The organism is Bacillus oleivorans (assembly GCF_900207585.1).
Lineage (GTDB): Bacteria > Bacillota > Bacilli > Bacillales > JC228 > Bacillus_BF > Bacillus_BF oleivorans.
In genome coordinates this window covers 14987-28227 of sequence record NZ_OAOP01000010.1, presented here as the reverse complement: position 1 = coordinate 28227, position 13241 = coordinate 14987, and the positions used below count along the sequence as shown (strand labels likewise).

At 38.8% G+C, this 13241-nt stretch carries 16 protein-coding genes; 3 read left to right on the top strand and 13 right to left on the bottom strand.

The annotated features are described in order from the left end of the window. Positions 1–217: 217 nt before the first annotated feature. Positions 218–1471 (top strand): MFS transporter, encoded by a 1254-nt coding sequence (locus CRO56_RS18385; RefSeq protein ID WP_097160084.1) that lies wholly within the window; start codon positions 218–220, stop codon positions 1469–1471. 78 nt (positions 1472–1549) lie between these two features. On the opposite strand, the gene CRO56_RS18380 is transcribed toward CRO56_RS18385, so the two are convergent. Genes CRO56_RS18380 through CRO56_RS18360 form a run of 5 tightly spaced genes read right to left on the bottom strand, consistent with a single transcriptional unit; the run spans position 1550 to position 5645 of the window. Continuing rightward, a complete protein-coding gene (locus tag CRO56_RS18380) occupies positions 1550–1858 on the bottom strand; it encodes a PTS sugar transporter subunit IIB (RefSeq protein WP_097160083.1) in 309 nt (102 codons plus the stop codon). 28 nt (positions 1859–1886) lie between these two features. Beyond that, positions 1887–2204 (bottom strand): PTS sugar transporter subunit IIA, encoded by a 318-nt coding sequence (locus CRO56_RS18375; protein WP_097160082.1) that lies wholly within the window; start codon positions 2202–2204, stop codon positions 1887–1889. Positions 2205–2221: 17 nt separating this feature from the next. Next, positions 2222–2956: a chitin disaccharide deacetylase gene (gene chbG / locus CRO56_RS18370; protein ID WP_097160081.1), complete on the bottom strand. Its 735-nt coding sequence runs from the start codon at positions 2954–2956 to the stop codon at positions 2222–2224. 46 nt (positions 2957–3002) lie between these two features. Next, complete coding sequence (locus CRO56_RS18365; RefSeq protein WP_097160080.1) at positions 3003–4322, bottom strand: PTS sugar transporter subunit IIC; 1320 nt, start codon at positions 4320–4322, stop codon at positions 3003–3005. Positions 4323–4343: 21 nt separating this feature from the next. Further along, positions 4344–5645: a 6-phospho-beta-glucosidase gene (locus CRO56_RS18360; RefSeq protein ID WP_097160079.1), complete on the bottom strand. Its 1302-nt coding sequence runs from the start codon at positions 5643–5645 to the stop codon at positions 4344–4346. A gap of 214 nt (positions 5646–5859) precedes the next feature. Between CRO56_RS18360 and CRO56_RS18355 the strand changes: the two genes are divergently transcribed. Then, on the top strand, positions 5860–6591 hold the full coding sequence (locus tag CRO56_RS18355) for a GntR family transcriptional regulator (RefSeq protein WP_097160078.1): 732 nt from the start codon (positions 5860–5862) through the stop codon (positions 6589–6591). Between the two features lie 164 nt (positions 6592–6755). On the opposite strand, the gene CRO56_RS18350 is transcribed toward CRO56_RS18355, so the two are convergent. From CRO56_RS18350 to CRO56_RS18330, 5 genes are all read right to left on the bottom strand, one after another. After that, a complete protein-coding gene (locus CRO56_RS18350; RefSeq protein WP_097160077.1) occupies positions 6756–7190 on the bottom strand; it encodes a DMT family transporter in 435 nt (144 codons plus the stop codon). Between the two features lie 275 nt (positions 7191–7465). Further along, complete coding sequence (locus CRO56_RS18345; RefSeq protein WP_097160076.1) at positions 7466–7672, bottom strand: hypothetical protein; 207 nt, start codon at positions 7670–7672, stop codon at positions 7466–7468. 197 nt (positions 7673–7869) lie between these two features. After that, positions 7870–8832, bottom strand: a complete 963-nt coding sequence (locus CRO56_RS18340; RefSeq protein WP_097160075.1) for a hypothetical protein — start codon at positions 8830–8832, stop codon at positions 7870–7872. Next, positions 8822–9355, bottom strand: coding sequence for a sigma-70 family RNA polymerase sigma factor (locus CRO56_RS18335; protein WP_342745900.1), 534 nt, complete (start codon positions 9353–9355; stop codon positions 8822–8824). Before CRO56_RS18335 ends, CRO56_RS18340 begins: the two co-directional genes overlap by 11 nt. Before the next feature lie 176 nt (positions 9356–9531). After that, positions 9532–10266 (bottom strand): Bax inhibitor-1/YccA family protein, encoded by a 735-nt coding sequence (locus CRO56_RS18330; protein WP_097160074.1) that lies wholly within the window; start codon positions 10264–10266, stop codon positions 9532–9534. A gap of 223 nt (positions 10267–10489) precedes the next feature. Here CRO56_RS18330 and CRO56_RS23530 point away from each other — a divergent pair, with 223 nt between their 5' ends. Continuing rightward, on the top strand, positions 10490–10576 hold the full coding sequence (locus tag CRO56_RS23530; protein ID WP_313897795.1) for a putative holin-like toxin: 87 nt from the start codon (positions 10490–10492) through the stop codon (positions 10574–10576). Between the two features lie 206 nt (positions 10577–10782). On the opposite strand, the gene CRO56_RS18325 is transcribed toward CRO56_RS23530, so the two are convergent. From CRO56_RS18325 to CRO56_RS18310, 3 genes are all read right to left on the bottom strand, one after another. Next, positions 10783–11835 (bottom strand): LLM class flavin-dependent oxidoreductase, encoded by a 1053-nt coding sequence (locus CRO56_RS18325; RefSeq protein WP_097160073.1) that lies wholly within the window; start codon positions 11833–11835, stop codon positions 10783–10785. An 85-nt stretch (positions 11836–11920) separates the two neighbouring features. Further along, a complete protein-coding gene (locus CRO56_RS23645; protein ID WP_097160072.1) occupies positions 11921–12265 on the bottom strand; it encodes a DUF2085 domain-containing protein in 345 nt (114 codons plus the stop codon). A 308-nt stretch (positions 12266–12573) separates the two neighbouring features. After that, positions 12574–13236: a DNA alkylation repair protein gene (locus CRO56_RS18310; RefSeq protein ID WP_281257332.1), complete on the bottom strand. Its 663-nt coding sequence runs from the start codon at positions 13234–13236 to the stop codon at positions 12574–12576. Between the last annotated feature and the right edge of the window lie 5 nt (positions 13237–13241).

Genomic DNA, 13241 nt, shown 5'->3' with positions numbered 1-13241 from the left:
TTTGTGAAAATAAAGGATCGTATGTCCTCAAAGAAATCGCTCAACAAATCGGATGAGCCTGTGGGTCATTCTTGCCAAATTCAGACTACAAACGTTGAATAAATAAAAAATGTAAAAACCGCAAAATTCTTCTTGCCAGACCCCATGGTGAGGAGTAAAATCATCTGGAAAACATTTCGGTTCTCTAAATATTAGGGGGAAAGATGAGGACATCCCAATGGACTATACACCACAGGAAATCTGCAAGAATGAAAGGCTGAGTATTTATAACGGGGCTTTCCAGATTATAATAGTAAGTTTTATAGGTAACTTTATCCCTTTATTTGCGATTGAGGTTCTGGATGCATCGAATACTCAAGTCGGATTAATCAGTTCTTTGCCATCAATCATGATTATTCTCTCTATGATTCCCGCTGCCATTTGGATGGATCGGTTTGAATCCAAAAAGAAATTTACAGCCATCAATATTTTTGCAGCCCGATTTTTATTCTTGCTGCTCCTGTTTGTTCCGATTATTCCAATGGCAAACCAAGCTTGGGTGCTTGTCGTGATGATTGCTGTGATGAACTTTCCGATCGCCGTTTCAACCCTATCCTGGCAATCACTGATTGGGGATCTCATTCCTGATGAAAGAAGAGGTCAATTTTTTAGCAAGCGCGGTCGGATATTAACGATAGTTGGGATGTTCACGACATTTGCGTCTGGATTGATCATTAATCAGTTTGATAGCAGCGATCCGTATCCATTTCAGGTCCTTTTTATAATTGGTTTCGTTTTTGGGTTGGCTGAGATTTACTTCTTGATAAAGCATATCGAATATGGGGCAAAACCTGAAAAAGATCAGGAAAGCATGTTCAAAACCATAATCAAAACATTTAAGCATAAACCGTATTTCTATTTTCTCGTATGTGCTTGTATGTTTAATTTTGGCTGGCAGATGGCATGGCCGCTTTTTACCATTTATCAAATCAATTATGCGCATGCGACAGCTTTATGGATTAGTATTTTTACCGTTATAAATCAAATTGCTCAAATTGTGAGTTACAATTGGTGGGGCAAAATGGCGGATAAATGGGGTAATTCAACCATGCTATTCGTCTGTGCGATTGGAATGACAACCGCCCCTATACTGACCATCCTAACAAAGAATCTTTATTTCTTGGCTTTATCGAATCTATGGACAGGTTTATTCGTTTCCGGAACCGTGCTGCTGCTCTTTAACCAGGTTCTCCGGGTTTCGCCTAATCAACTCCGGACCTCTTTTCTAGCAAACTATAATCTTATGATTGCTTTTATTGGATGCATTGCTCCTCAGCTCGGAGTCCTATTACTAGATTATCTTGGCATGGTTAAAGCAATGTCGATTTCATCCGTATTCCGGCTATTAGGTGGGATCTCATTTCTATTGGTGGTTTTCTATTTTGAAAATAAGAGACGTAATAAAAAGAATCACGTAAATGCATCTGTTTGAAAAATATAATATAAGCCTTCTTGAATCAGACACATAAAGAGACAAGTAACCAAACTAGTTACTTGTCTCTTTATTCTTCTATTTACTTTTCACTAATCCTTGTGCTTGTTCGAAAACTTTCCCGCCGTCCATCATTCCATAGGCCAATGAATCAATCACTTCAACCTGAATACCATGTGGTGCAGCCTTTTCTTTTATTTTTGGTGCCAGATATCTAACTTGCGGACCAACCAAAATCACATCCGTTTGATCTAAATGATTAGCTAGATCGGCTTCTGAGGTCGCTTGAATAGTGGCAGATACCCCTTTTTCATCAGCAGCTTTTCTCATTCGCTGGACTAGCATACTCGTTGACATACCAGCCGAACAGACTAGAATGATTTTCACGGAAAGCACCCCCTGTTCATTATTTTACCTATTGTCCTAACTTTCTATATAAATCGATAAATTCCTGTGCCATTTCTTTTACCGTCATAGCTGTCATGAGATGGTCTTGTGCATGAACGAGTAAAATTGAAAGGCTTGAGCTTTCACCATTCGCTTCCTTTTCTAAAAGAGAAGTTTGGGCATGATGGGCTTCTAAAAATGATTGATCAGCCTCCGCAATTTTTTCCAAAGCCTGCTCAAACTTTCCGATTTTAGCCAGCTGGATTGCTTCCATTGAAGATGATCTTGCATTTCCTGCATGAAGAATAATCTGAAATGAAATTCCTTCTAATGATGTTGGATCCACAAAAAAGCCCTCCTATTTTAAATTGCAGCGTATGTGGTAAACTCGATATTCAGCTCTTTCGCAAAATTCTTTATCTGCTCCGACGTCAACAGGGTATATTCAACGTTCCTATTCTCGACATATGAACTCTGTAATCGCAACTCTTCATCGATATATCCCGGGTGACAGTTCATTTCTGCCGTTTGTGGTTTAGCAGCGACGATCTTTAACTGTTCCTCTAATGTTTCAAAGGTCACATGTTCCCCGTAAAACTTACGGAGCATAATATCCGTCGTTCGAACAGAAGCATAATCGAATTCATCGTTCAAGGCATTACGAATTGGTAACCCATATTTTGAAGCAAGTTTTACCGCTACTGGAAAGGCAATGGGATGTCCGTGTACATTATGGTGACTGTCTAAATGACTGGGTTTCAGACCGCTTGCCAAAAACCTTTCAATCTGTGCAGTCCATTCCTTTTCAATATCTTCTTCTTTTGCATGTTCAAAGATTTGACTTTGATGAAAAAATTTCCCGTTTTCATCAATTAAGGAAGGTACATCATTACATAAAGGAGCACGACTGGTTAAAACAAGATGTACACCAACCCCTAAATCAGGATTTTGCTTGGCAAGTTCCACTGCATGGTCCATATACGGTGAATTACACATCATGGTCGTGGACGTAACAATTCCATTTTTATACGCATCCAAGATTCCGTAGGTAACAGCTGGAGTGTACCCAAAGTCATCAGCATTTACAATAAGTTTCATAGTCTCCTCCTTTTCCCTATCAATCCTTATCTAAACAGTTCACTATTTACATCTTGATATCCTGCTGCTGACTAGAGTCTTTTTGTTTTTCTGCAGCTGCGGCAGCATTTGTAAGCATTTGTTTATCCAACACTTTCAGGAATGGCAGGTACACTAATGCACCGACAGCTAAGTTCACCAATTGTAAAATCGATCCTGTAACCGACCCCCCTGTAGCTAAATATCCGCCAATAATCGGAGGTGTTGTCCATGGTACCATCACTACCGTTTTTGGAACGAAGCCAATGGATGTGGCAAAATAGGCAATGGATACATTGACGAGCGGTACTAAGATAAATGGAATGAATAGAATCGGATTTAAAACGATTGGTAAACCAAAAATTAGCGGCTCGTTAATATTAAATAGTGCAGCAGGTGCGCTCATTTTCCCTAAGCTTCTCGCATTCTTTGCTTTCATAATAATAAAGATGGCTATTAGTAAAGAAAGACCTGTTCCTGTTCCGCCCATCGCCACAAAAACGTCCATAAATGGCTTTGTAATAATATTTGGAACATCTTTAGCAGATACCCCTTGAGCAAACAACTCAATGTTTTCTTGTAAACCCGGCAGATATGCCGCTTCAATAATTGGTTCTAAAATGTTAGAGCCATGAAGGCCAAAGAACCAAAGGAATGACTTTGTAAATTCAATGCCTAATACAGCTGGCAGTGTTCCGGCAAAGCTTTCAAAAGGTGCTTGAATCACTTTATAAATACTGTCTTGTAAGCTTGTTCCGATCATGTCCATGAAGACTAGCTGTATGAATCCAAAAATAAACAAAACTATCATAGCTGGAATAAGGGACGCAAAAGATCGAGCTACAGCTTCCGGTACACCAGCCGGCATTTTAATCGTTAGTCTCGTTTGAGCTAGCTTTCTAAAAATTTCAGTACCTACGAGTGCAACAAACAAAGCAACAAAAAGTCCTTGTGCTGACATCCATTGAACAGATATTCCCCCATCTTCTGTCATTGGTGTCAAAATTATTAAAGACCCAACTCCTACTAATGCAGCTGCTAAAGGGTCGACATTATAGGATCTGGCGAGATTGTAACTGACACTAATACAAATAATCAATGAGAGAACTGCAAATGTCCCGTTCCAAATATAACCGCCGAGATTCTTCCAGCTTTCTCCGAATACATTTATCATAAAGTCCTGGAAAAATTGAATCGGCAGGTTGTTAATCAAAACGGCTAAGGAACCAATAATGATAAGCGGTAAAATAGCCGCAAATCCATCCCTGATTGCTGCTAAATGTCTTTGAGAACCTAATCTTCCAGCAATCGGCAACACTTTTTCTTCAAATTTTTGAAACTTACTCATGTTCATCCATCCCCCTTATTTTTAATGAAACTGTGGTAAATACTCCCTATGAGCTTCTAAAAGTTCATCTAAAACAGCCTTAGCCTTTGACTCATTTCGGACCAATGGATTCATAATCATGGATGCATAAGCTAAGCTGTAATCTCCCGTAACGGCTGCCTCTACAACGAGCTCCTCAAAGCCCTTCATCTGTTGGATAACAGCTTTTACTTGCTTCGGCAGTCTCCCAATCGTAACTGGTTTCGGTCCATCTTTTGTAATCACGGCATTCACTTCAATCACACAGTCAAATGGCAAATCAGAAATAGCTCCATGATTTTGTATATTAACGGTTTGAATATCCCCTTTGTTGTTATAAATGCTCGCCATTAAGCTGCAAGCAGCGTGGCTATAATAAGCGCCGCCTCTTTTTTCCAGTTCTTTTGGTTTAACCTGCAAATTAGGATCTTGATATTTTTGAAAAAGCTCTCTTTCTACTTGTTGAACAATTTCCGCTCTTGTTCCATTTTCATGAAATGCCTTTATATCCTTTTTTAAAACTTCATCTGTTTGAAAATAGTATTGGTGATACGGATTAGGAAGTAGTTTAATAGATTCGATAAACTCCTTTTTCCAGCCCAGGGAAACTATATTGGCAGGTGAATAATTCAACTCGCTATTGCTGAGTTTGGCGAGAACTTGATCGGTTTTATCTTCTCCCCGTATTAACACTTTACTTCCAAAGACAAAATGGTTAATCCCAATAAACTCAATTTCCACTTCCTCTGGATTGCACCCCATAATTTCAGCAACACTGTGCTTCATATTAAAAGGAATATTACAGACACCAATCACCTTTTTATGGGCACTATACTTTAACAATGCCTCAGTTACAATTCCCGCCGGATTCGTAAAGTTTATCAACCAAGCATTTGGACATATTTCGGAAATGTCATTACAAATTTCCATCAAAACCGGAATCGTTCGAAATGCCTTAAAGATTCCACCTGCCCCATTTGTTTCCTGACCAATTAAACCATGCTTTAGCGGAATTCGTTCATCCTTCGCTCGAGCAGCAAGTCCGCCCACTCGAATTTGTGTTGTTACGAAGTCTGCATTCATTAAGGCTTCTTGTCGATTCAATGTCCAAGAAAGCTGGATAGAAACACCAGATTTCTCAATCATGCGTTGGGCGAGAGCGCCAATAATATTTAACTTTTCTTTGCCATCTTCTATATCCACCAGTACTAATTCTGTAACAGGGAACTGATGATGCCGATCAATTACACCTTCGATTATTTCCGGTGTATAGCTAGATCCCCCGCCAATGATGACTAGTTTCATATGAAATTAAAACACCTCCTATATAGTTGAAAACGGTTTCCGAATTTAGAATAACACAAATTGTCATTACATGTATACATAAATTTGTCATAACAATTAAAATTTGCTTGTATCATATTTATTTATTTGTCATTACAATATGTGTTACAATTTAGATATACTTGGAAAAATAATTTTTAATATAATAGAAAGATAGAAGTAAGGGGGATTTATAATGCAACCAGCCAATGAAGGGAACGCGCTTCACTTTCGTGTTAAAGAGGATATTTTACAAAAGATAAAAAACGGTGACTACCTTCCACATACCCAATTACCAACAGAAGCGGAATTCTGTAAAAAATATGGGGTAAGCCGGACCACAATCAGAACAGCACTTCAACAACTAACAATTGAAGGATATGTTTATCGTACCCAGGGAAAGGGAACCTTTGTTGCCGATCATAAAGTAAAACAAACGTTAACTTCCACCGTCAATCACTTCTCTCAGCAGCTGGCAACACAAGGGAAAAACCCTTCCATTCGCGTGTTAAATTTGGAAGTGATTCAGGCAGATTCGTTCCTAGCTAAATTATTTGATATTAAACAAGGTGATCCAGTTAACAAACTGGAGAGAGTTCGTTTCGCCGATAACCATACGCTTCAATATGAAATTGCATATCTTCCATGGCTTAAAGCCCCCGGCTTAAATGCGAAAGAATGCGAAAAGTCGTTATATCAATTATTAGACAAACAATATGGATTAAAAATCAAAAAGACAATCGAACACCTTGAATTATTCATCGCTGATCAAGACATTTCAGAGAAATTACAAATTAAAATGGGGGCACCCTGTTTTGCATTAGAGACCTATGCCTATCTTCCAGATGAAACCCCTATAGAATATTCAAAGACTTTTTTTAGAGGGGACCGTGCGCATTTTGTAATTGAGAGGGATTATGAGGTGTGAGGAAGATCAATCGAAAGTAATTTCCCTGTTTTCTTCCTAGTGCGATAAATATAACTCAAGAAAAAACGCTCAGAAAAAACATTCTGAGCGTTTTTCATCGTATGTAATTTGGACATAAATAACTATACTGCTTCAATGATTAGTGCTCTCATATTATGCAGGTTCTACTTATTAAACAAATATATCGAAACGAACATCAGCAATAGTGCAAAAAATTTCGTACCGTCGATTGGGATCCTCGTACCGCCAAATAGGCCAAAGTGATCAATGACTGCACCAATCGCAATTTGTCCGGCAACTACGGCTATCAGGGTTGATGCGACACCTATTTTAGGAACAGCAAAAATATTGATAACAACATATAATGCCCCTAACAGCCCGCCGATTAATTGCCAGTTCGGAACCTCGAAGGTTGCAAGAAGGTTTCCTTTGCCAAAGAATAAAACAGCAAAAAATAAAATGAGCGTTCCCACTAAGAAGGAAATAAAAGAACCTTCGAGAACCCCGATTTTCCTCCCCAAACCTCCATTTACCTGACTTTGAACAGCTACTGCAGCACCGCCAATAACGGCTAATAACAAAATAATGATTTTTTCCATATTAATCCTCTTTTTCTCTCAAAAATTTGCTCCCTTTTTATTTTAAATTATTCACATTGCAAAGAGTCAAACTTTTTGTATATTCAGCTTTTATAAAAATCGACAGGAACCAGTATGCTTATATGTTTTTAATATGGTGATACATGTGCGGAAAATTCTATAGATTAGTTGATAATTGATAGATTAATAGTGATTTTGAAATGATAATGAGGAATAAAATACATGAGCTGCTGATTTCATTTAATATGATATTTAAGACAATTAAAATTTATAAGTTATGTAGTATGACACTCTCTACAACAATGAAAGCAGCCATTCGTCGTTTCATATATTTCTTTCGCCTTTGCTACTGCTTCTCTACAATTTGAAAAAGAGCCTAAATAATGTCTTTTTGCTTCGCTAGGAGGATTCATACAACTTTCTTCATGAACCTCATGATCTCCATTGTCCGCAGCCACTTTATTTACAAAATATTGTTTCACTACTTATCGCCTCCAGGAATTAATTCCGCACTGCCTTTAAATCTTAGTTTTTCAATTTTTTTTGATCATATGCTTAAAAAAAATGCCTTTTCCCATTTAAGGAAAAGACACGAAATATTATATCCTTCTATAATGAAAAATTGATGTCCCCAGTACGTTGATGCTTTTGTTATCCCGGGGTAACGACACCCGTAAATTCAATTCATTTGCTCCCACATTTTCGTAAATATTTCATCTTCCATTTTAAAATAAACATCGGTGAATCCATAGCGGACATATCCGTCTTTGATTACGACTAAATCAACCTGAGACCCATCCGCCAAAATCAGATTCAATCGTTTGTATGCTTCATCATTACGATAATCACCTAAAGTGGGCTCAACCTTTTGATAGCTGTATGGAACTGCGTTGTTAAGCTCTTCCACAAAAGCATTTAACACTTCTTCGTTCTCAATAGGATAATACTGATTGATTCCATTGTCCCAATCACTAAAATTTCTATACTGGGCGCTGACTACATTTCCAGCTATCTTTAACTTGCCGAAAATATCTTCACCATCTTGGATCGTTATTCCATTCAAGCACTCATAAAATTCCGCAAATACTTCTCCTTGCCTTTCCTCGAACGCAATGATTCGGAAATCCTTATCGTACCCTTGAACGGCGTACACGTCCATTTCACCTATGGAAGAAGCAAACTCAACCGCATAATCATCCTGAGAACTCCATTCATCAATGCTCCCCTTTGTTCTGCCCAGCTTTTCTCCCAACAATGCTTTTGCTTGGTCCGGTTCAATCTTAGTGTCAGTCTGCGTATAGATTTTCCCGTTGTAAACAATCAGTCCAATCATATCCATCTCCGTACCATCTGTTTTCTCAGGTAATTCAATAGATGGGATAAATATCCCTTCTTCATTCAAAATCGGAGAATCGTGAATAGGTTCTGACTCTTGAACTTCGTTTTGAAAATGATTCGTATATACACTATAGCTCCCAACGAGAACGAGCAAGCTGGCAGCCAGTGCAGCTATTCCTTTTAATCGAAATGATTGTTTTCCGCTCATTTCTGCTTTTGCTTTCAGAACGCCTTGTTTACTTCGTTGATGAAGTTCAGCTGGAATCTCTATTTTATCCATTTCAGATTGGACTTTATTTCCCATATGAACGATCTCCCTTCCATTCTTTCCGCAGCTTTTTCAGTGCCCGGTAAAGAATCGTTTTCGCTGTACCCAGTGGAATTTCTAGTGTTTCTGCCACTTCCTTAAGGGTATAGTCATGATAAAATCTTAAAATAATGACATCCTTCTCCTCGTTCTCCAATAACGTGATCAAATCTTGTAAAGACAACGTTAACGGGAGATCCTCCTCTTCATCCTGCAAAAGGGCTTCCTGAACTTCAGGTATAAAAGGAACGACCTTTTTCTGTTTACGTAAAATATCAATCGAGCAGCTGATTGCAATTCTGAACAACCACGTTTTAAAGTATTTAGGTTCCTTCAGGTTCTTGATCGATTTAAAAGAACGATAAGCTGTTTCTTGTACAACATCGAGGGCATCCGCTTGATTTTTAACATAAACAAAAGCCGCCCGATAAATATCTTTTTCGTACTCGCTAAAAAGCTTTAAAAACGCCCGATGATTTCCTATTTGAGCTTTCTCCACCAACCGATGAATATTAAACACCTCCAAGCCTCTCACCTATTAGACGAACGGCGACGGTTTTTGGCTTTGTAATTTAAAATATTTAATAAAGAAAGAAAACCTAATAAAAGCGCGTTCCCAAATTCTATTGGGAACACGCTTTAAAATGAAAAATACAATGTTTTTTTATCATCACTATTCTTTACATTTATATTTTTTTATTTTCGCGAGTTAATTTTTGCAAGCAATCGAAGAATCTCTAAATATAGCCATACAAGTGTGACCATTAAGCCAAAGGCGCCATACCATTCCATGTATTTCGGACAGCCAATCGCTGCACCTTTTTCGATAAAATCGAAATCTAGTACAAGGTTCAATGCTGCAATAATAACAATGCCAACACTGATCAAAATGCCGATCGGAGTGGCATCATGAATAAAAGGAACTGTAATTCCAAATAAACCTAGGATAAAACTAGTTAAATAGGCTAAGAAAATTCCCAATGTAGCAGCAGCAACGCCTAATCTAAAGTTATGTGTCACTTTAATTAACCCTGATTTATAAACCATTAAAAGACCAATAAGAATCGCGAACGTTAAAGTAACCGCCGTAATGGTAATCCCCTGAAACTCGCTTTCATAAAGTCCCGAAATGCCCCCGACAAATAATCCTTCAAAAATTGCATACATCGGTGCAGTTACAGGTGCAGCTTTTTTCCAGAACACCGTTACTAATGAAAGGATTAAAACTCCTATTACACCGATCACTAAATGCGGCACAATATTGACGCCTGAAAAATATTGAAACCAGGTAAAACCTGCGGATGCGATTATTAACAATAAAAGAATGAACGTTTTATTGACAGTGCCCTGGATGGTCATCACATGGCCGCCACCCATTCCTGCATAGGCATCAAATGTATTTCCTCTTAAACTTGGATTACCGCTTCTCATTTTTAATTCCTCCCCTAATTACTTGTATTTATTTACGGACGGACCATGATAATGTTCCATAAAAAATAAAAAACGCACTCCCAGATTCTATCTTTTTTGGGAAACCCGCTTAAAAAAACAATAGAACAAATGTTCCTATTTTTACTATATTATGCTATCATTTACTCATACAGTGTAAGCAGGATGGGCGGTGGCTACTCCCTGTGAAAGGGGGTGGTGTTGCATGATTTCAGTTTCAGAAGGACTCCAGCTGATGATAATGTTTGGATCACTGATTGTAGCAATCATTGCAGTTACGAAAAAAAAGTAACCTGCCCTCCTCGGCTATAAGGTCTGGGCTAGGTTACTATTCCCTTTTGGCCACTGCACTTCTTGCAGTAACGCTGTATCGAAGAGTCTGGTTGCCGCCAGGCTCTTTTTAATAATATGGTAATATTCTAAATTTATTATACCATGCATTCTTAGATTAACAACAAGCACTTAGCACTTTTTTCCCATTTTACGCTTATAATCCGTTTAATTTTGCTCAATTTCCCACCGAGCGACTTCTTCCCGTACCCTAGGCGCTACTTCTTTTCCTAGCAATTCAATCGACTTCATGACATCTTCATGCGGCATTGTACCGACTGGACAGTGCAGCATAAAGCGTGTGATGCCCACATTTTTGCGTAAGTAGATAATTTTTTCAGCCACAGTTTGCGGATCTCCTACATATAACGCTTCTTCAAAACTGCGGGCAAAATCGAAACTTGCTCTATCATATTGTCCCCAGCCCCGTTCACGTCCTAATTTATTCATGGCATATTGCGTAGATGGGAAAAATTGATCAGCCGCTGCCTCAGTTGTTTCTCCAACAAAACCGTGTGAGTGAGAAGCAACTGTCAGCTTCGAAACATCATGACCAGCCTGTTCAGCCGCCTGCTTATAAAGTCGGACGAGTGGTGCAAACTGCAGCGGACGGCCGCCAATGATCGCCAGCACTAGCGGCAATCCTAGCAGCCCTGCACGGACAACAGAATCAGGAGTACCGCCGCTGCCAATCCAAACGGGTAATGGATCCTGAACTGGGCGCGGATATACACCCCGATTATGAATCACAGGACGATGCTTCCCGCTCCAGGTTACTTTTTCAGATTCCCGTATTTTCAATAACAAATCTAGCTTTTCATCATACAACTCATCATAATCTTTTAAATCATATCCAAACAGGGGGAAGGATTCGATAAAAGATCCACGGCCCGCCATAATTTCCGCACGGCCATTCGAAATCGCATCGAGCGTCGCAAAATCCTGAAACACTCTAACAGGATCGTCAGAAGAAAGGACCGTAACTGCACTTGTCAAACGAATTCGCTTTGTCTGTGAAGCAGCAGCAGCCAAGATGACCGCAGGAGCTGAAGCAGCATAATCTTCACGGTGATGCTCCCCGACTCCAAACACATCTAATCCGACCTGATCGGCAAGCACAATCTCCTCTACCACTTCACGAATTCTTTGCGCATGACTCATTACTTTACCAGATTTCACATCCGGTGTTGTTTCTACAAACGTGCTCAAACCTATCTCCACGAAAAGTCCCTACTTTCTATCATTATGTATTTCACAATTATAGCAATATCGGTCAAAAAAGGCTTGTCCGCTGCCTTCGAGATCATTAAAGGGTGATCAATAGATGTCCAAGGAATAATACAGAACTTTTTATAATAATTGCTTGACCTAATCCAGCCATTAAACCAGTTGTACTTCTTAAAAAATTATTGCTCGTCCTCAGTTTCTTTGCTTGGGTTACTCCATCTATGATCATCGGTAGATTCAATAAAATTCCTATGTATAAAGGGATGTTTGCCTCTAACCAAAATAGAAAGGGAACAAAAAAGTATCCGATCAGAATGAACATACAGCGATAGCATAGCGGGAAATGAAAATTTCCTATAATTAAAGAACGCTCCCTTTTTCTGTGACAAGGAATAAATTGCAGAGTTATGATATCTCTTATCATTTTATGTGCAATCCGGACCTTTACAGTCTAATCCTCCGCCATCGCAGTCAAAAAAGTCACAGTCTGGGAAACAATCAGTCTTTTTCCCTTTTTTACTCCTATAAAAAATGGTTGTCAGAAAGAAAAGAATCAATCCCAATGCCAGTAATGTAAAACCTATGACTTGTTCATTTTTACTCAACAATACCCCGCCTGTTATAGATAGGATTAGACTCACTGTAAATAACATAAAAAACATATATGTCCCTGCTCCCTAATAAATTCTATAAAAATAGATTCACTATAAGCGTCTATTCGCTAATCACTTATTATAAATATTTGCTTCCCTCACGAATACTAAGCTTTGGAAGCTCGTTATCTTGGATAAATTTTTTAACAGACGCAGCGTTTGTCTTCGAGTATTCCCGTAAAGCCCAGCCAATCGCCTTCTGGATGAAAAACTCTTTGCTGTCAGCATTTTGTAAGATATAACGGTATAACAAGCCTTCATCCGTCTCTTTTTTATAACCAAGCTGAAAAAGAATCGCGGTTCGCCTAAGCCATAAATGATCCCCATATGCCCATTCCTCGATTGTCTCCTGGATTACTTCTGGTGATTCTTTCGCAATCCTTCCTATAGGATGGGCTGCAAGCATATCAACCGTATCCCACCATGATTTAGTGGTGATCAGCTTCTCCATCAGCGGCAAATCTTCTTTGGAAAGCTTTTTAATGGAACGGCTTATGTAATCAAGAGCCGCGTACTGATACTCCCGCTTCTCTAGTTCCCATAAAGTCAAAACGAATTCATGCTGAAACGGTTCTTTTAAAATCTGTGTTTCCAGAAAATAACGTTTTAGCAGCTCTCTTCTTTCTGGTGTTTTTATTCCCAAAAACAGAAAGTTGCCTTTCATATAGTTTTGCATCGGTATCGCATTTTCTGGATTCCGGCTGGCTTCGAAGAGATCAACAAGGCGGTCTATTTTTGTCAATAACC